The sequence below is a fragment of the Flavobacterium sp. genome (assembly GCF_052437795.1).
In the GTDB taxonomy this organism is placed as follows: domain Bacteria; phylum Bacteroidota; class Bacteroidia; order Flavobacteriales; family Flavobacteriaceae; genus Flavobacterium.
This window is the reverse complement of sequence record NZ_JBQVPA010000005.1, coordinates 193373-212234: the sequence shown is the minus strand read 5'-3', so window position 1 is coordinate 212234 and position 18862 is coordinate 193373. Positions and strand designations below refer to the sequence as shown.

The 18862-nt window shown below is 44.5% G+C and carries 19 protein-coding genes; 7 read left to right on the top strand and 12 right to left on the bottom strand.

The window, feature by feature from the left end; translation table 11 throughout:
* Positions 1-14: 14 nt before the first annotated feature.
* The 4 genes from ACT6R0_RS16390 (at position 15) to ACT6R0_RS16375 (ending at position 4940) form a co-directional block, all read left to right on the top strand.
* The gene (locus tag ACT6R0_RS16390) at positions 15-2180 is read left to right on the top strand and encodes an NACHT domain-containing protein (RefSeq protein WP_444654773.1); all 2166 of its coding nucleotides are present in this window, start codon (positions 15-17) and stop codon (positions 2178-2180) included.
* Positions 2177-3082 carry a hypothetical protein gene (locus ACT6R0_RS16385; RefSeq protein ID WP_444654772.1) on the top strand — a complete coding sequence of 302 codons (906 nt, stop codon included), beginning with the start codon at positions 2177-2179 and terminating at the stop codon, positions 3080-3082. Before ACT6R0_RS16390 ends, ACT6R0_RS16385 begins: the two co-directional genes overlap by 4 nt.
* 193 nt (positions 3083-3275) lie before the next feature.
* Positions 3276-4121: an orotidine-5'-phosphate decarboxylase gene (gene pyrF / locus ACT6R0_RS16380; protein WP_444654770.1), complete on the top strand. Its 846-nt coding sequence runs from the start codon at positions 3276-3278 to the stop codon at positions 4119-4121.
* Between the two features lie 9 nt (positions 4122-4130).
* A complete protein-coding gene (locus tag ACT6R0_RS16375; protein ID WP_444654769.1) occupies positions 4131-4940 on the top strand; it encodes an ABC transporter substrate-binding protein in 810 nt (269 codons plus the stop codon).
* An 8-nt stretch (positions 4941-4948) separates the two neighbouring features.
* Here the strand turns inward: ACT6R0_RS16375 and ACT6R0_RS16370 are convergent, their stop codons facing one another.
* The 8 genes from ACT6R0_RS16370 to ACT6R0_RS16335 all read right to left on the bottom strand — a co-directional run bounded on the left by ACT6R0_RS16370 (position 4949) and on the right by ACT6R0_RS16335 (position 11069).
* Positions 4949-5386: a thioredoxin family protein gene (locus ACT6R0_RS16370; protein ID WP_444654768.1), complete on the bottom strand. Its 438-nt coding sequence runs from the start codon at positions 5384-5386 to the stop codon at positions 4949-4951.
* A 117-nt stretch (positions 5387-5503) separates the two neighbouring features.
* Positions 5504-6100, bottom strand: a complete 597-nt coding sequence (locus ACT6R0_RS16365; protein WP_444654767.1) for a lipocalin family protein — start codon at positions 6098-6100, stop codon at positions 5504-5506.
* A gap of 11 nt (positions 6101-6111) precedes the next feature.
* Positions 6112-7593 carry a DUF3570 domain-containing protein gene (locus ACT6R0_RS16360; protein ID WP_444654766.1) on the bottom strand — a complete coding sequence of 494 codons (1482 nt, stop codon included), beginning with the start codon at positions 7591-7593 and terminating at the stop codon, positions 6112-6114.
* Positions 7594-7596: 3 nt separating this feature from the next.
* Complete coding sequence (locus tag ACT6R0_RS16355; protein ID WP_444654764.1) at positions 7597-7812, bottom strand: DUF4266 domain-containing protein; 216 nt, start codon at positions 7810-7812, stop codon at positions 7597-7599.
* Positions 7813-7815: 3 nt separating this feature from the next.
* Positions 7816-8799 carry an FAD:protein FMN transferase gene (locus tag ACT6R0_RS16350; protein ID WP_444654763.1) on the bottom strand — a complete coding sequence of 328 codons (984 nt, stop codon included), beginning with the start codon at positions 8797-8799 and terminating at the stop codon, positions 7816-7818.
* Positions 8799-9242: a thioredoxin family protein gene (locus tag ACT6R0_RS16345; protein WP_444654762.1), complete on the bottom strand. Its 444-nt coding sequence runs from the start codon at positions 9240-9242 to the stop codon at positions 8799-8801. The genes ACT6R0_RS16350 and ACT6R0_RS16345 overlap by 1 nt, the downstream gene beginning before the upstream one ends.
* Positions 9243-9334: 92 nt before the next feature.
* A complete protein-coding gene (locus ACT6R0_RS16340; RefSeq protein WP_444654761.1) occupies positions 9335-10636 on the bottom strand; it encodes an HTTM domain-containing protein in 1302 nt (433 codons plus the stop codon).
* A 25-nt stretch (positions 10637-10661) separates the two neighbouring features.
* Positions 10662-11069 carry a hypothetical protein gene (locus ACT6R0_RS16335; protein ID WP_444654760.1) on the bottom strand — a complete coding sequence of 136 codons (408 nt, stop codon included), beginning with the start codon at positions 11067-11069 and terminating at the stop codon, positions 10662-10664.
* Positions 11070-11190: 121 nt separating this feature from the next.
* Here ACT6R0_RS16335 and ACT6R0_RS16330 point away from each other — a divergent pair, with 121 nt between their 5' ends.
* From ACT6R0_RS16330 to ACT6R0_RS16320, 3 genes are all read left to right on the top strand, one after another.
* Positions 11191-12555, top strand: coding sequence for an autotransporter outer membrane beta-barrel domain-containing protein (locus ACT6R0_RS16330; protein ID WP_444654759.1), 1365 nt, complete (start codon positions 11191-11193; stop codon positions 12553-12555).
* Between the two features lie 33 nt (positions 12556-12588).
* Positions 12589-13662 carry an imelysin family protein gene (locus tag ACT6R0_RS16325; protein WP_444654758.1) on the top strand — a complete coding sequence of 358 codons (1074 nt, stop codon included), beginning with the start codon at positions 12589-12591 and terminating at the stop codon, positions 13660-13662.
* 70 nt (positions 13663-13732) lie between these two features.
* Entirely contained in the window at positions 13733-15109 is a 1377-nt protein-coding gene (locus tag ACT6R0_RS16320) for a di-heme oxidoreductase family protein (protein ID WP_444654756.1), read from the top strand.
* A gap of 294 nt (positions 15110-15403) precedes the next feature.
* On the opposite strand, the gene ACT6R0_RS16315 is transcribed toward ACT6R0_RS16320, so the two are convergent.
* The 4 genes from ACT6R0_RS16315 to purU form a co-directional block, all read right to left on the bottom strand.
* Positions 15404-16117 carry a DUF4197 domain-containing protein gene (locus ACT6R0_RS16315; protein ID WP_444654754.1) on the bottom strand — a complete coding sequence of 238 codons (714 nt, stop codon included), beginning with the start codon at positions 16115-16117 and terminating at the stop codon, positions 15404-15406.
* Positions 16118-16129: 12 nt separating this feature from the next.
* The gene (locus ACT6R0_RS16310) at positions 16130-16855 is read right to left on the bottom strand and encodes a DUF4197 domain-containing protein (protein WP_444654753.1); all 726 of its coding nucleotides are present in this window, start codon (positions 16853-16855) and stop codon (positions 16130-16132) included.
* Positions 16856-16947: 92 nt separating this feature from the next.
* Complete coding sequence (locus tag ACT6R0_RS16305; RefSeq protein ID WP_444654752.1) at positions 16948-17898, bottom strand: EamA family transporter; 951 nt, start codon at positions 17896-17898, stop codon at positions 16948-16950.
* Positions 17899-17967: 69 nt separating this feature from the next.
* Positions 17968-18819: a formyltetrahydrofolate deformylase gene (purU, locus tag ACT6R0_RS16300; protein WP_444654750.1), complete on the bottom strand. Its 852-nt coding sequence runs from the start codon at positions 18817-18819 to the stop codon at positions 17968-17970.
* Positions 18820-18862 lie beyond the last annotated feature (43 nt).

Here is an 18862-nt window from a genome sequence, read left to right as displayed (position 1 = left end):
ATAATTAAAATTTAATGGTGATATCTATAGAAAATTTAGATAGGCTCTTTCAGTCCTATAATTATCAAGTTGCTAATCATTCAGATCATAATGTTAGAATTTATACTTTAAGATATGGCATGTATCATGCAGCTGAGCTTATAATTTTGAATGATGAATTCGATTCTTCAAAGGTAAAATCTGAATATTCAGAATCGGGTTATGCAACCGAAGTAAGAAAAGCAGATTCGATTTCTAACATTGAGGAATATCTTTTTGAAGGCTTTTTTATAAAAACTCCTTTAGGAAATGAATTAAAAAATAGATATTCACACTTTGTCCAAAAGCAACTTCAAAACTTACCACCATCAAGTACGTATAAATATATAGAGGGAGCTTACGACTTTATGTTACAAAATGAAGAGGGGGTTGTGGTTGAAAATCATGATTCGATAGTCGATGGTTCTATTGTCACTAAAATTAATGATTTATTGCATGACACACATGGCTCATTATTCATTGTTATTGAGGCTGCAGCAGGTTTTGGTAAAACTTGCACGGCTAATGAAGTTCTTAATTCCCTATCTTCATCTAATAGTAAAAAATTGCCTTTTTTCACTGAATTATCTAGAAATAGGGAAGCAAGGGTCTTTAAGCATATTTTATTAAATGAAATTGATGAGCAATTTCCAACAGGTATTAAACAAAATATTGTTATTGAACAGATTGCTAAAGGACGAATTCCACTAATTATTGATGGATTTGACGAGTTAATTACTAAAGAAAGTAATAAAGAAGAGGTAGAGAGTATGTTTACTACTATCCTTGATTTGTTAAAAGGACAAGCGAAAATAATAATAACTTCAAGAAAAACAGCGATATTTAATAGTGACGAGTTTCATAATTCGATTATAGCTTCAAAAAATCACTTCTCTGTTGCTAGATTTCAAATTAAAGAGCCAACTGTTGAGAATTGGTTAGATATTGACAAATTGGACTACTTCAGACGAAAGGACTTCCCTATTGATGAGCTTGCAAATCCGGTATTGCTCGCCTACGTAAGAAATATTTCGTTTGAGAAATTAAAGAGTTACTTAGAAGTTGATTCTCAAATATCATTAGTAGATACATATATGAAGTATCTTCTTACACGGGAACAAATTAGGCAAAATCTTAAATTGACGCCTGAAAATCAAATGAGAGTTTTTAGAAAGCTAGTAAGGTTTATGACTGAATATAATTTTACTGCAGAAACAAAGAATACATTAAAGGACTTCATTAAAGAATATAATCGCAAGATAATTAAGGAAAGTTTACAATTGTACCTTGTTGAGGAAAGGCCGTCAATTGAAGACTTAGTTGAAACATTGTCTAATCATGTTTTTTTAGACAGAAAGCCTAATGGTTATGTAGGTATCATAAATGATTTTATTTTTGGCTTCTTGGTTGGTGAGAATCTTATTCTAAAAAAGTATCAACAATATTATCCAAATTTTTATGATAACTTACCTCAAGACTTTGCGGTTAAAGCAGTTCAATCATTTAAAATTCAAACCTTTGAGAGAAGAAAAGCTTTGTGGGATATTTTTGATACTTTTTCTAACCGTTTTAATTATGATGTAAGATTTTATTTCGATTTAGACTACTCATTTTTGAAACTATTCACAAGGGAATACTGTAATCTATTTCTAAGCGATTATGAATTTAGGGATATTAATTTTAATGGTAAAGGAATTTTTAGAGATTCTGTATTTTCAAATGTTACATTTAAAGGCTGTTTTTTTCAAATAGATAATTTTATCAATTGTACATTTCAAAATTGTGAATTTTATGATTGTAATTATGAAATCTCACTTCATAATAAAACATTTAATGACTTTGCTTTATTTGCTTGTAATTCAAATAATAATTTTATTGAGAATTTGGCAGATGAAGTCGAACATGTCGAAGATGTACAGTTTGAAGATGAACTCAGTGAAGTGATTGTGCTGAAAAATTTCTTTAATATTGATGGTAAAACTCCTAGAGCCAGAAAGATTTCGTATGTCAGAGAAAAACTTTCAGATTATTCGAGTAAAGAAATAAATAAAATTTTATCGTCTCTTAAAAGTCAAGATTTGCTTTATTTTAAAGATGATGTTGGATTTATTTCGCGACAAGGCATAATTTACTATAATCAATTAAAAACTGAAGTTTTATGAATCCAGGTTTACGTATAATAGAAAGAGATGTCTGTGAAAAGTTATCCGATGAACTTGATAAAATCGGAATTTTATATCGTTTATTTAGCAGGGTTAAAGATGAAAGATCTATTTTAGAGAAAATTCAAAGAAAGGAAAAAGAGGGAAATCCATATTGCAAGAATGGAAAACTGATTCAAGATATATTGGGCGTTAGGATTGTTACTTATTTTAAAGACGATATAGAATTGGTTAAGGAGGTTTTGGATGGTAAAATAGTTTTTATTGATGAAGAGATAGATGAGCATGAACTTACAGTATTCAAGCCAAAGCGGACAAATATAATATGTGAATTTTCAAACACTCAAAAAAACAATTTTAAAGAGGTTGCTAAATCTTCGAATAAGAATTACTATGAAATTATTGATTATACATTTGAATTGCAATTAAGAACAATTTTATCAGAAGGATGGCATGAGATTGATCACGGTTTACGATATAAATGTAAATCTGATTGGCTCAATTATCCCCAAGATGAACGAATGCTAAATGGTATTTATGCTAATCTTGAAATAAATGATTCTGTTTTAAAAAATCTATTTGAAGAATTGGCATACAAGCACTATGTAAGTAAAAATTGGGAAGCGTTAATTAGAAATAAATTCAGATTGCGTTTTCATATGGGAGCATTAATTCCTGAAATTATATCTGCAATAGATAATGATGGAAATTTTGCTAAATACATGACTAAAATAAATCGCTCAATGATATTATCGACTTTGAGTTTAGCTGACTTTACATTTCCAATTACTGTAAATAATATTGTGTTTTTTATAAATACATTTTTTTATAGAAATAATGAAATATTAGCTATTACTCCACAAAATTTTTTGAACGAATATGCACTACAGAAAAGCGAGTAGGCGCTTAATGAATAAATAGGAATGTATCAAACTCATCAATTGCACTAAAGCTAGCTACTGCTCAACTTTGCGATTATATGTTATTACTTATTTGGCTCATTGAGCTAAAGAAAAGATTGCTTCGTGCCTCGCAATGACGGCTCGAAAGTAAATCCACGTAAAATTTCCCTATTTTTGTACAAACACAACTACCATGACAACACAACAACTGGTTGCTGAAATACAGAGCAAAAAGTCATTCCTGTGCATTGGCCTCGATGTCGACCTCGACAAGATCCCACCGTACCTCCTTGCCACTGAGGACCCCATATTTGAGTTCAACAAGGCGATCATCGATGCCACGCATGACCTGGCCGTGGCCTATAAACCCAATACCGCGTTTTACGAAGCGTATGGACTGAAAGGCTGGCATTCATTGGAGAAAACCATCAATTACCTGAACGAAAAGCACCCTGAGATCTTCACTATCGCCGATGCCAAGCGCGGCGACATAGGCAATACCTCGGCCATGTATGCCAAGGCGTTCCTGGAGGACCTGGCGTTTGACTCCGTTACCGTGGCACCGTATATGGGTAAGGACAGTGTAGAGCCTTTCCTTGCGGTTAAGGACAAATTCACGATACTGCTGGCACTGACCTCCAACGGTGGCGCATTCGATTTTCAGACCCAAAAGACCGACGACGGTGAACTCTATAAAGCTGTGCTCAAAACTTCCCGCAACTGGGAGAACAGCGACAACCTGATGTATGTGATCGGTGCGACCAAGGCAGAGTATTTTACCGAGGTGCGGAAGATCGTGCCCAACAGCTTCCTGCTCGTACCCGGTGTTGGCGCGCAGGGTGGCAGCCTCAAGGAAGTTTGCCGCTATGGCATGAACGACTTCGTAGGCCTGCTGGTGAATTCGTCTCGCGGCATTATTTATGCCTCTAAAGGCGAAGACTTCGCGGAAAAAGCAAGGGAAGAGGCGCAAAAAATGCAGCAGGAAATGGAGACGATATTATTGGATGCCCAACTCGCAAAGGCACTGAACATCATTTAAAGCTACGACTTGAAAACCTACACCGACCAGACCGGCCATACCATAACGCTTCCTGAAACGCCTAAACGCATTGTTTCCCTTGTCCCTTCGCAAACCGAACTGCTGTACGACCTGGGGCTGGAGGATAGTCTTGTGGGGATTACCAAGTTTTGCGTACACCCATACCATTTGAAGTCGGTCAAAAAGATCGTGGGAGGGACCAAGAAGGTGCATTATGAAAAGATACGCCTGCTGCAGCCCGACATCATCATTGCCAACAAGGAGGAGAATACCGAGGAGATCGTCAATAACCTCAGGGAGATCGCCCCGGTGTGGACGAGCGATATTATCACGATCCAGGACAGCTTAGATATGATATCGGAGTTCGGGAAGATATTCGCGGTACGCACGGCAGCCGCGCAATTGACGGACAGGATCAATTTTGCCATCACGGACTTCAAAAAGTTCATGGCAGGGAAGGGGTGGCTCAGAATGGTATATTTTATCTGGAAGGAGCCGTACATGGTGGCGGGTAAGGAAACGTTCATCAACGAGATGATGCAGCTCAATCATTTTACTAACATCTACGAAAACAGGGAGGGCCGCTACCCCGAAGTGATCGTGCAAAAAATGCGCATACAGGGCGACCCTGAGTTACTGCTGTTATCCTCTGAACCCTATCCTTTTAAGGACGAGGATGCCTTTGAGCTCGGCAGGCATACCCATCACGCCAAAACCGTTTTTGTAGATGGGGAGATGTTCTCGTGGTACGGCAGCCGCATGGTTAAGGCGTTCGCGTATTTTAAGCAGTTGCAGGACAGGATAGAGGAGCCGGCATAGAAAGATATTTACTTCCTCATTTTCCTGAAAAGGAAAATATACTCATCCGCTGTATCAAAATCCTCATAACCGATCTTGCCGATCACTTTTCCGTATTTGTCCAGCGTTACAATAAATGGGAAAAAGCCGTCGCGGTTGTACTTCTCGGTGAGGATCATCTTGGGATCGTTGACGTTCACCGGCTCCGGGTCGCCCTTCTTTTCAAGGAAATCAGCACGCAGCAGCACCCAGTCACTTTGGGCCGCGGCCTTGAATTCGGGCGTCTGCCAAACCTTCTTCTCCAGTTCCATGCAAGGTATGCACCAATCGGAACCAGAAAACACCAGCAGTATGTTCTTGTTGAACGCTACCGCTTTGCGTTTTGCGGCTTCAAGTTCGGTATTCCATTCCTGCGCAGATCCAACAACATTTACCATCAGGCACAACAGCACAAAGATCTTTTTCACGTATTCTGATTTTTTGCAAAAGTATCAAAAAGTTAGCCACGAATGGCACCAAATTACACCAATTTTAACATGGTGGAATTCTCGCCCTTCGTGGCTAAAAACTATTGTAAGCGTATATTATTGCTTTTGGAAATAATACCTCCGGGTTATTTCCTGGCCGTTCTCGATAACCGTGTGGTCATAGTAAAAACGACTCCCGCCATTCTCAAAATAAACAACGAGCACTGTATTACCACCGGCCGAAGTAAGTGTGTATGCCTGGCTGTCCTGCGTAGACCAGAAGCCTACCGTGGCGCCTGCAGATGTACAGTTGCTGCCATTCTCCGGGTCATCGTCGCTCTCATCATCATTTTCATCGCTTTCTGGAGTATCATCCATTTCGGGTGTGTCATCAACTTCCGTTTCATCATTTTCGGACGCATCGTTCTCGTCATCACTTTCATCTTCACCTTCATCTTCACTTTCATCTTCACTTTCATCGTTGTCACTGCCATTAAACAGCTCGTGCGAGAATTGCTCTTCTCCAAAAATATACGTTTCCATAAGGCCGCATTCGCTAACAGGTGTTTCCTGTCCGTTGGTGTGCATGGCGATAAGCTTCCACGTACCGGTGATCGGGTCGCTATTGAGCGTTTCATCGCTCTCGTCATTACAGGCAATAAAAGCCAATGATGCGATAAGTGCGATTATAAATATTGATAATGTTTTTTTCATGATCGATCGGTTTATTGAACAAATTTTAATGCAATGGTGATGATGTTCGATGAAAGGCTGTCGCTCCTCTCATAATGGCTAAAGCGGATATCGGCACTCTTGAGCCCGAAATAAAGGATGCGGAACGACTGGAAAATATCGGTATAACTGAAGCCTCCGCCATATTGGTGGCTGTCGAAGGATGACAGGTCGTGATCTGACGTGTAGTATTTCTCGAATGAATAATGCTTGTCATGCGGTGCAAAATGATCCGAAGCCTTTTGGGTATAAAAACGGTACATGGGGTAAACGGTGAAGCGCTGGCCCAATTTTACGGGAAGCTCTACGCTTGCCGTGTGCGATCGCAGTCCCCAGTCGTCCGTATAATAACGGTAGTAGGTGCGTACTACGAGAAGGTCGTTGGCATAATAGTTCAGGCGCAGTCCAATAGGGACCTTAAAGCGGTTTCCGGGAAGGCGCTCCACGTCATCGGCCAGCTTGTATACACCCTTGTTTTCAGCCGATGTATATATTGGTATGTACTGTGGCTTGCCAATATAGTAATTCGCTTTGTCGGCAAAATAAACCCTTTGATAAGGGGTTGACAGCAGCCCTTCCTGCAACAGTACATCAAGGAAAATGCTTGCCTGCAATTTTTGCGTAAGCACTTGCGAGAACCCAAAAGAAAGGGAGTAAGAATTCCGGTTGCTGTTGGTGAATGGCCTGAATGCAGTTGGCAGGTAGCTGGATGACCCCTCCCCGTACTGGTCCAGTACCGGCACACCGTTAAAGTAGCCGTTATTCAGGAAGCTGGAGCCGTAAAGCCCATATTCATGAAGCTCTGTAGGGTATATCGGCTTCCATTTATCCAGGTAGGCATTGGCTTTTATGCTTACCTCCGTATTCTTGTTATTGAAAAGCTTTGCCAGGCCGGCGCCGAAGCCAACAGAGTGGTAATCATATTCTATCGATCCGGATGCATTAGCCGTCCACACGGTGTTCCTGTCGTCTGAGCTGTGGCTGAACGTACCGGATATGGATGTCAGCACATCTTTTTGGGAAGCTCCTGTCGATGCTACCCACGGGCTGCCGTAAGGTGTCCCGTAGTCATCATCATCATCATCATCATCATCGTCATCATCATCACGAAAGTTTCCATACCTGCGTGATGCGCCTGTGTTCCCTCCAAAGAAGGGGTTAATGTTACCTGATGAAGCCGATGTATATGCTGAAAATCCCGCGTCTACGGTAAGCACATTATCGTCATTAAGAGGTATGGCAATGATGATGTCGGCAGTGGCATCGGTAAGTTCTTCGGTACCGGTGCCGCCACCCACGGCGGAGTGTATGCCCTGCTGCTTGTAATAGCTGGAAAGGATATCTACCTCGATGGTTTCAAGCACGCGCTTTTTAAATACCACTTCGGTGGAATCTGTAGCCGGGATAGTGTCTGTTCCCTGAGCGAAAGCAGTTATCGTAAATAATAAAGTGAATAGTAAGAGATGTTTGCCCATGACCTAATTGCAGCCACAGCCTCCGCCTGTCTTTCCACCGTTAGCGCCCGAAGCCCCTTCGCGGTATACCTGGAAATTGGTTTCGTAACGCTCGGAACTTTTGGCATTCAGCGCCATTTCCGGGTCGTTGATGTATTGCTTCTCGTATTCCTTTACAGATGAGCACGAGCCCAGCCCAAGCGCAATTGTAATGAGTAGTATGCAGGTGATCCGTTCCATGAATTATTTCGTATATTTTTTTAAGTCGATATTTTTAGATGCGAATACTTCGCCTTCGTCCGTTACCACAATGCAGCTAAGGCCGGGTATCTGGTTGATGAGGTTAAGCCCTACATCTTTGCCCAGTACCATTATGGATGTCGAAAATCCGTTGCACATTTCGGCACTTGCCCCAAATACGGTAACGCTACATAATCCCGAAGCCGGGTAGCCTGTGACCGGATTGATGATATGGGCATAGCGCTTTCCGTTGAAGACAACGAATTTTTCATAGCTGCCTGATGTCGTTACCGCGCTTTCGTGCAGCGGCACCACCGCAAATACTTTATTTTTGTTGATGGGGTTGGTAATGCCCACCGTCCAGGCCTCGCCGTTGGGCTGTTTGCCCCAGGTATTCATATCGCCCGAGCCATTCACAATTCCGGCCTGCACCCCTTTATCTATCATCATCTGCTTAACCTTATCAGCGGCATAGCCTTCGCCCAGCGCACCAAAACCTATCTTCATGCCTTCCTTTTTCAGGAAAATGGTTTGGTCCTCCCTATTGAGGATCACATTTTTATACCCTACTTTCTCTACCGACCTTTTCACAGCCTCCGGTGATGGCATTTCGGTCATTGACCCATCGAACTTCCATATCCTGTCCATGGCTGCAAAGCTGATGTCGAATGCCCCATCGGTGATCCTAGAGAATTGCAATGCCCTTTCGGTGAGGTCGAAAACTTCCTTATCTACCTTTACGGGCTTTATCCCTGCATTTCGGTTCACTTCGGATATCTGTGTGCCGGGCATCCAGTCGGAAATTAGGTGCTCGATACGGCTTATCTCTGCTATGGCAGTGTCGATCTCTGCTTCTGCGGCAGCGGCATCTTTAGCCACCATGGTAATGTCGAAGCGGCTGCCCATTAGCTTTACGGTCCGGTTCCGCAATACCTGTCCCTGGCAGAACGAACTTATCAATAGCGCTATGAATGCGAGTTTCTTCATTATTTCTTTTCGAACGAATGCAAAAGTTTAATGTATTCTTCGGGCGAAACATTTTTAAAACCTGTCTTGCCGAGTACTTTTCCATTCTTATCCAGCACCACCACCAGCGGGAAAGCGCCTTCTTTGTTGTATTTTTCCGAAAGCACCGCATTAGCCGATCTCAGTTCCTCACTTTGCCGGTTGCCTTTCTTCTTTGGGAAATCGGCTTTGACCATCACCCATTCTTTGGCCGCTTCAGCTTTAAAAGCTTCCGACTGCCAGATGTCTTTGTCCAGCTTGATGCACGGCGCGCACCAGTCCGACCCGGAGAACACAAGTATGATGTTTTTATCCTGTTCTGTAGCCAGTTTCTTTGCGCTATCGAGGCTGGTATTCCACTCCTGTGCAGCGAGGCTTAAAGACATCGCCAGAAAGAGCAGGCTTATAAAAGTCTTTGATCTCATTTTAATTATTTTCTAATTAAATTCTAATGCAATAGTACGCAAAGCTTTACTTCCTGCAAAGATTTTTGTTAACTTTTATTTAACAGGATATGTTATGGTGAAAGAACCCATTCGTTGTGCGTAAAATGTTTCCATTCCGCCTTTGCCAGATCAATATTAGGGTCAATGAGCAGGTGCATTGGTCCATTATTTACCGATATCCAGGCTTCAGCATGCACCGTCACCCCGATACCCTTCTTTTCATATTCTTTTTTGATGCGTTGCGCCATCTGCCAGATCATGTCAGGCTTGCCGTTCATGGCCGAGACCTGTCCTTTTAATAGTAGCGAACTCTTATCAAAAACGATTTTTTTGCCCTTAGCCAGGTCGGTCACATAAAAGTCGGTCCCGCCTTTCTTTGTCTTCAGCATCATGCGCCAGCTCAGGCGGTGGCCTTCTTCAGTATAGAGCACGTCGCCTTGTATGAAATGATGCCGTAGCGGCAGGAGCATCTGGATAATAAAGTAGGGGATAAGTACATACCTGATGATTCGCTTGCCCTGAACTGATGGGGTCTCTTCATGTCCCGCAATCCTTGGTTTCCTCCTGAAAAATAGCTTCCTTATAACATCGGGTGGGTAAAAGAATACAAGCATGGTCAGCGAGAACAAAGGGAATACCCCGATCTCAAAACTGAACCAGTTGAACGTATGGAAAATGACAGCCCCAATAAGCGCTATGGTGCGGGTTTTACGATAGAGGAGCAGTGGCACTATCAGCAGGTCGAACAGGAAGCCCGCCCATGCGAACACGATATGAAACCACTTTTCCCTGAAAAATAATGTGTAGGCTGTAGCCTTAGGGTTGAGCAGGATGCCTGTAAATGTCCCGTCCATCCAGTCGGGGTAAAGCTTGGCAATGGCCGCGTAAAAATAAACGATGCCTATTTGCAGCAGCATGGCATAGCGGCACCAGGAGGGCATGGTAAGGCTTTTAATAGATGGGTTTAACCGGCTGTCTGCTGAAGCATACGCGTTCGCAGGCATCAGGAACATGAGGAAGCATATCAGTATGAGGAGGTAGTGGTGATTGTTGTAAACCGTTTTCTGCATCAGGTAGGCACCTGTCCATAAGATCGTGAATCCGCCTATGGCCAGCCTGTACCTGAAACCGGCTATCACCATTAGCGCCAGCACGCACATTACACCATAGTACCCGTACATTCCTTTGCCCGGCAGCGGCTGCAGCCATTCGATCCAAATAAACGAGAATGTGAATTTTGGCCGTACCAACAACCGTTCTACCCATCCGTAGATCATATGCTTTGTTGCCTGCCATAGTATAATAAAGCCGAACATGATTCGGAAAGCGATCAGTGGGGAATTGTCTATCTGTTGGTTAAGGCGGATATCCATACCCCAAAAGTAAGTTTTCTAAAGGCTACTTTTTAAAGAAGATCACTTTCCAGTCTTTGTAGTGGTACCCGAATATAAGTAAGGCTATCGCCAATGGTATCCCCGTTTCCACCAGCTCGTGCGGCCTGTTGTCTATCAGGAGGTGGAAAAGGAATATAGTGATAATCACAGGAAGGAAGAATATGACCCCTATCAGCCTTGTACGGGGGAATATAAGAAGCAACCCCGAAAGCACTTCGATAAAGCCTACGACTTTTGTAAATCCAGAACTGCATAATGCCGTCATCAGGTTTTGGTAATCCTGTGGCAGGGTACTGTCCGGCCCGTATACCTTGCATTCCGAAAGGAAATGCTTGTCCAGACCCTTATAAACAAAAAAGATGCCGAGCGCCGCGCTCAGTAAAGTAATAACAATGGATGTGATAGACCTCATGATCGGTTTTTTTGTGAGGGCAAAGCTATTAATAAATAGTTAAAAATAAAAGTTATTTAGACTGAGTAAAAATAAAAAGTTTTTATAGTTTTGCGCCAAATTAAAATAGCATTAGAAAGCGATGGCGCTAAAACTACACTGGGCCTTAGGGGCAATATTATTAACAGCTGTCCCTTCGTATTCGCAAACGGCGGATTCGATAGCCATAAAACAGCTGAAGGACGAGATCAAAAAAGAGCTTAAGGAGGAAATGAAGGCCGAAGTAAAAGCTGAACTGGCAAAGGAGAACAAGACACTGTTCGACTGGAGCAAGATCACCCTGAGCGGCTATGGCGTTGTTAATTATTATAAGTATACCAAGTACGATACCGACCCAAATATACGTGATAAGTTCGATGCCGAAAGGCTTAACATGTACCTGGGTTACATTTTTAACGACTGGATCACATTCAAGTCCGAGATCGAATTTGAGCATGGCGGAACAGGTTCAACAGTAGAACTGGATACACAGGAAGAGTTTGGTGAGTACGAACAGGAAGTAGAAGCCGGAGGAGAAGTAAAGATCGAGCAGATACACATCAACTTTGCCATAAGGCCTTACTTTAACGTAAGGGCGGGAAGGATGAAGATCCACTTTGGACTCGCGCAGGACCTTGACAGGCCGATAAACTACTTTACCGCGCACAGGCAGGAAATGGAGAACGAGATCATCCCGCTGGGATGGTATGAGGCCGGGGTGCAGTTTCATGGAACATTCCTGAAAAGGCTTAAGTATGAAGTTTCCATAACCAACGGGCTCGATGCATCAGGCTTCAGTTCCCGCGGCTGGATCAAGGACGGCTACCAGACGCGTTTCGAGATGAAGAATGGCGACTCGTTCGCCTTTACGGCGCGACTGGATTATAAGTTCGGCAAGAATAAATATACCTATGTGGGGATGTCGGCCTACCTTAACGATGCTGCCGCCAACCGCCCTAAGAAAGACATGGATGACTCGGCTTATGTAACGCTTCTGGAAGGGCACATTACTTATGATGAGGACTACCTGCGCTTCAACTCGGTAGTAATGTGGGGCAACCTTGAGAACTCCGATGTGGTGTCGCGCAAAAATGCAACACTGTCCAATAATCTTGGGGTAAAGAGGACACCGGTAGGAAAGAACATGCTGGGCTTCTCTTTTGAAGGAGGGTATGAAGTGCTGCATTTCTTTAAAGACGGTACGAAACAGAAACTTTACCCTTTCCTGCGCTATGACTATTACGATACCATGCACGAAGTAGAGGGCAACGTGATACGCAAGCCTCGTTGGGAACGCAGTGCCATGATGGGTGGCGTTAACTACTTTCCTCATCCGCAGATCGTGCTGAAGGCGCATTACCAGAACCGCATGCTGGGCTCAACGCATATCGATCCCGTTACATCTCTTGATACAGGAAAAAGACAGCAGGAGAACACCTTTGTGGCAGGTATCGGCTTTTCATTTTAAGAAACAACTTTAAACTGATCAATATATAAGACTATGAAAAAAAGAGTATTAAGCATTGGCCTTTTGACAATGGCAATGGCAGTAGCAAGCTGCAGCAATAACGATGATTCAAATTCTGCTGACCCAAACGACGCACTATTTGCAGCATCCCTTACGGATATTACCAATGATGTGATCACGGTAACGTACGAAGATCTGAATACGAAAGCTACCGCACTTAAGGGAGCTATCAATACGCTGGCGGCAACGCCGAATGAGGCCAACCTCCAGGCGGTAAGAACAGCATGGAGCGCTACCAGGGCACCGTGGGAAGAATCCGAAGGCTTTCTTTACGGCCCGGTAGATACAGGCGGTATCGACCCTGCAATGGACACATGGCCGGTAGATGTGAGCGCCATGAACGCCATATTGAACAGCAGCCAGGCCATTACGGCTTCGCTTATCGCTGCGAACAATGAGGCGCGCGGCTTCCATCTTATCGAGTTCCTGGTATGGGGCGAGAACGGCAACAAGACCGCAGATCAGCTTACGCCAAGGCAATTACAGTACCTTCAGGCTGCTGCTACCGACCTGCAGAACAATACCCAGACGCTGTATGACGGATGGAAAGTATCAGGTGGTAACTATGGCTCGAACTTTATCAATGCCGGTACTACAAGCAACATTTACCCGTCTAAAAAAGCAGCTTTGGAAGAGATCATCGAAGGCCTTATCACGATAGCTGATGAAGTAGGCAACGGTAAGATAGAAGACCCGCTGAATTCAGAAGGCGGTACTCCCAACGCACAGTTCGAAGAGTCGCGTTTCAGTAATAACTCAAAGCTTGACTTCGCCAACAACATGCGCAGCATCCAGAACATTTACCTTGGTGACTTTGGCGGAAACGATGGGGCCGGCATAACCGATATCATTGCACACCATAATCAAACCCTTGACACCGAAGTAAAGGCAAAGATCACGGCTGCCATTAATGCTATAGAGGCGATACCGGGCACGTTTAGTGATGCCATTTATAACAACAGGCCTGCTGTAAGCAACGCCCAGGCTAAGGTTGCCGAGCTCCAGCTGTTGCTTGAAGGCATGAAACAGTACGTTAACATATTGTAATTATAGCGTTTAATAGTTAGTTGGAAGGGGACCTCCCGGGGTGCCCTTCCTTTCCCATTTATAACGACCAATGTTTAAAAAGACCTTTTTTACGCTGTTAGCGTTGCCGTTTTTATCCTGCCAGTCGGACGACTCCGCCGGCTATGAACCCATTGACCTTTCCGAAAGGCTGTATGCCGGTGGGGCGACCACGCTTTTTACCGTAACCAGTAACGCCTACCGCACTCCCGCGCCCAACCTTACGGCAGAAGACCTTGCCATTCACCTTATGGGCGATGTGGACTTTGAGTCCGTTTTCGTTACCGCACCATCGTCCATTAACCAGGGGCTGGGGCCTATATTCAATAACTCGTCGTGCATATCATGCCATCCGCGCGATGGCCGTGCCGGTTTTCCTTCCGACATGATAGCCCGCAGCGGATTATTGATACGCGCCAGCATTCCCGGGCAGGATGAGCACGGTGGCCCGCTTGCCGCTCCGGGATTTGGATTGCAGGTGCAAAACCAGTCACTTTTTGGCTACGTACCCGAAGCGCGTTATGGCGTAACGTTTACCGAAACCACCGAAACGCTTGCCGATGGTACTGTAATAACCCTTCGCAGGCCGAACATAGCACTGAGCGAAGGCTATGTGGCATTTCCCTCAGGCATGATGACATCACCCCGTATTGGGCCGCCGGTATTTGGTTTAGGGCTCCTTGAAGCGATCCCTGAGGCTGACATTATCGCGCGACAGGATATTTCTGATAGTGATGGGAATGGCATATCCGGCAAGGCCAACTATGTTTGGGACCCTCTTTTGGGGCAAACGGTTTTGGGCCGCTTTGGGTGGAAAGCCAATACAGGGACTATAAGGACACAATGCGCCGCTGCCTATGTGGAGGATATGGGGATAACCAACAACATCTTCCATTTGGAGACCGGCCATGGGCAAAGCAACGGGCACGACGGCTTCCCGGACGACCCGGAACTGCCTGACAATATACTCGACCAAACGGTGCTGTACTGCCGAACACTCGCCGTACCTGCTCCGCGTGGCATAGAAAGCAGGCAGGTAAGGGATGGCGCCGCGGTCTTTGAGCGCATAGGGTGTATTGATTGCCATACGCCAAAGCAGCGATCAGGGCACAGCACGATAAGCGCGATAAGCAACCAGACATTTTACCCGTATACCGATATGCTGCTGCATGACATGGGCGAAGGCCTGGCCGATAACCGCCCCGATTTCCTTGCGGATGGACGTGAATGGAAAACCCGCCCGTTATGGGGCATAGGCCTTACCGAGCTTGTTAACGGGCATACTAACTTCCTGCATGACGGGCGTGCACGCAACCTTACCGAAGCTATTTTGTGGCATGGAGGAGAGGGGCAGAAGGCAAAAGATAAGTTCAAGGCGCTTTCTAAAAAGGACAGGGAGGCACTGCTGGCTTTCCTGAATTCACTTTAAGATCTTATTGGTGATCACTGTCATCGCGAGCGGAAGAATGGAGCGTAGCGATCTTTCCTTCGAAATGTTAATCATTAGGCCTGGAAATATTGCTTCGTCGTTCCTCCTCGGAATGACGGTTCTGCAGAAGATCTGCGTTCCCTTTCGAAAAATAAAAATGCCGGTATTCATCATACCGGCATTCTTCTAACTAACCCTAACCAAATGTGAGAAAACCATTTATAGATGCAAATTACTCAAAAATATTTGGTTCCAGTGTTAAGGCTATGTTATTTCTATACTATTGGAAATTAGCTACTTGTTGTCCTGTTGCGCAAACACCCTTTTCAGCAGTTCTGAGGTGCGTGCACTAACGTTGTTACGTATTTCTTTCTCCTCGACCGCGATCATTTTGTACACGCCTTCAAGGGCTTTGTTGGTCACATAGTCGGTAAGGTCCGGGTTTACCTTGGTTACCAGCGGTACCTTGTTGTATTGGGTAATAATGTTGGTCCAAACCTTATCGGCACCCACTTTGCTGAACGATGACTTTATTACGGGATTGAACTTGGTATAAAGCTGCGAGGTAGTCTGCCCTTTTAAGTAGGTCGTAGCCGCCTCATCATTGCCCATCAATATGTTCTTAGCATCATTAAAGGTAATGTTCTTTACAGCCGAAACGAATATGGGTGTGGCTTCCTTTACCGCATTCTCGGCGGCGCGGTTCATCATCATTAGTCCTTCGTCGGCGAGTTTGCCCAGGCCGATGTCGCGCAGGGTTTTATCTACCTTTTGCAGTTCGGCGGGCAGGAATATCTTTACCAGTTGGTTCTTGTAAAACCCGTCGGTCTGCGTAAGCTTGCTTACCTGCCTTTCGATACCCTTATCAAGCGCTTCACGAAGTCCCATGGCGATGTCCGCGTTATTGAGCGTGCCAAGTTGCGGTATTTGTGAGGCAACCTGCTGGAGCTCTGCACAGCCTGAAAAAAGGAAGCATGAGGCGATAAGGGGAAGGATAAGCTTTTTCATAGGAAAATGTCTTTACTTTTTATCCTGTAAAGCAAATGCTTTTTTCAATAAATCGGAAGTGCGCGATGATAAATTTGTCCTAATATTTTTCTCTTCAACGGTGATCATTTTGAATACGCCATCTAGTGCTTTATTGGTCACATAATCGGTCAGGTCAGGATTTACTTTTGTTACGAGTGGCAGTGAATTGTATTTTGAGATGATCTTTTCCCAAACCGCATCGGCGCCTACCTTGTCCAGCGACGTTTTTACCACCGGGCTGAATTTGCCATAGAGTGGGGTAGTAGTAGTTTTCTGTAGATAGGACGTTGCCGAATTATCCGCGCCCATCAGTATCTTTTTCGCATCGGTAATGGTCATTTTGGTAATGGCATCCACAAAGATCGGGGTAGCTTCCTTTACCGCATCTTCGGCGGCACGGTTGAGCACTTTAATACCTTCATCAGCCAGGCTCGACATTCCCATCTGCCTTAGTTTTTTGTCTACTTTCTGCAATTCGGGTGGCAGTAGTATTTTAACGGCTTCATTCTTATAAAACCCATCCTCGGCAGTCAGTTTTGTCACTTCCCTGGTCACGCCATTATTCAGGGCTTCCTTCAGTGCCTTGCCAATGTCGGCATTGCTTAATGATCCGCCCGAAAGCATTTCTTTACCTTTACCTACAAGGTCTTTCAGTTGTGCATTGGCGCCGGTAGATACTGCCGTGATGATAAACAGGGCGAAGAGTATTTTTTTCATTGATCTGAGATTTTTCTTAGGCAAAACAAAAACCGTTCCGAAATATTATCTGCATTCGGTGAAAAGGCGGTTACGAGCGGTGAACGCCTCTTTTAAACCGTCTTTTTCTTTATGAACCCCTTTGAATTAAAAACCACTATCGAGATCAGAATAAGCGAGTAGGCCATGACCTGGAACAGCGTGATGGGTTCATTATAATACACGGCCGCAAGCACAAACCCAATGATAGGGTTGATATACAGCAATATACCTACCGATGAGGAACTGATGCCCTTGAGCGCGTACAGGTTGAGGAACAACGGAATAATGGTGAAAAGTACTGCAATGATGCCGATGTATCCGTAAAACGAGATCTCCTGAGGCACCGGACCGCTATAATAGGGATAAAATGGCGCGAGGATGATGGCAATGATAACCAACTGTACATTTAGTAGAAGGAACTTGTCAACACCAACGATCTTTTTTTGGATGATGAGGTACAGGGCGTAGGTAGCAGCAACTATGAGGCTATACAGTATCGACATGAAATTGTTATACGATAAAAGCCCGCAAGCCACTGCGCTTAGGCCAACAGCGAACCATTGCAAGGGTGTAAGCTTTTCGCGAAGGATTAGGTATGCCAGCACCGTGGTAAGTATCGGGCAGACCAGGTAAGCAAACGAGGCCGCGTTGACACTGATGTGGTTCATGACATAAATGAAAATGAACCAGTTGGATACCAGCAGCAACGCACTGCCAAGGGTAAGCCACAGCAGTTTTGTCTTTTCGGGCTTTGCCATCGCCTTAACTGTTTCGCGCGTTTCAGAGATGGTTTTTCTCCGGAAGGCCAGCGTTATGATGAGCATTATAGGGACACAAAAGAACAATCGGTAAAAAAGTATGTCGAGTGACGGGTAGTGGTTTATGGGCCTGAGGCCGAAGCTGAAGAACCCCCAGATGAGGAAGGCGGTAATGCCGGCAGCATAGTATTTTGAGAACCGCATGGCGATAGTATAATTTGCCGCAAATGTAGGGAATTGTTCACGTACTTTAGATGGAACCATCTAACCTGATCTTTAATTCAGGCCAAAGTGAAGAAATATTGATCAAATTTATCTTATCGGGCACCTGATCTACGAAAAAATGATGGTCTTATTCCCATACACCATGGTCTTGCGCTCAGCATGAAGCTTAATGGCCCTTGACAATACAATGCGCTCCAGGTCTTTTCCTTTCATTATAAAGTCGTCTATAGAGTGTACGTGCGATACCCGTACGGTGTCCTGCTCTATGATCGGCCCTTCGTCCAGCTCTTCGGTCACATAGTGGCTGGTAGCGCCAATGATCTTAACGCCGCGGCTGAATGCCGAATGGTAAGGCTTGGCCCCGGGGAATGCCGGCAGGAAAGAATGATGGATGTTGATGATCTTGTTAGGATAACGTTCGATAAGCGCGGGAGGAACGATCTGCATGTACCGTGCCAGTACAATAAAGTCAACACTGTGTTCTTCCAGTAAGCGCAAATGCTGTACCTCAGCGTCGGGCTTGGTGGCAGCAGTAACGGGTATGTGGTAAAATGGTATCCCAAACCGTTCGGCGGCTATACGAAGGTCATCATGGTTGCTGATAATAAGCGGGATATCCACCTTGAGCTCACCCACGCTGCAACGCGACAGCAGGTCGTACAGGCAGTGCTCATATTTAGAAACGAAAAGAGCCATCTTCAAACTCCTTGATCGTGTGTAGAGCTTCCATAGCATATTGAATTTTTTGGCAACCTTGTATTCAAAATCGCTGCGTACGGTATCTATAAGCACAGTTTCCGGCAATTCACATTCCAGCCTCATGAAAAATTCATTGTTCTCGCGGTCCACATACTGGTCTATGTAAACGATATTACCCTCTGCAGAAAGGAAAAAAGCCGTTACCTGTGCAATGATGCCTTTTTGATCGCGGCAATGTATGAGCATGGTAATATTTTTCATTTTTGAGGTGGTTTGATAAGTTAGAAAGATGATGTATGGTATT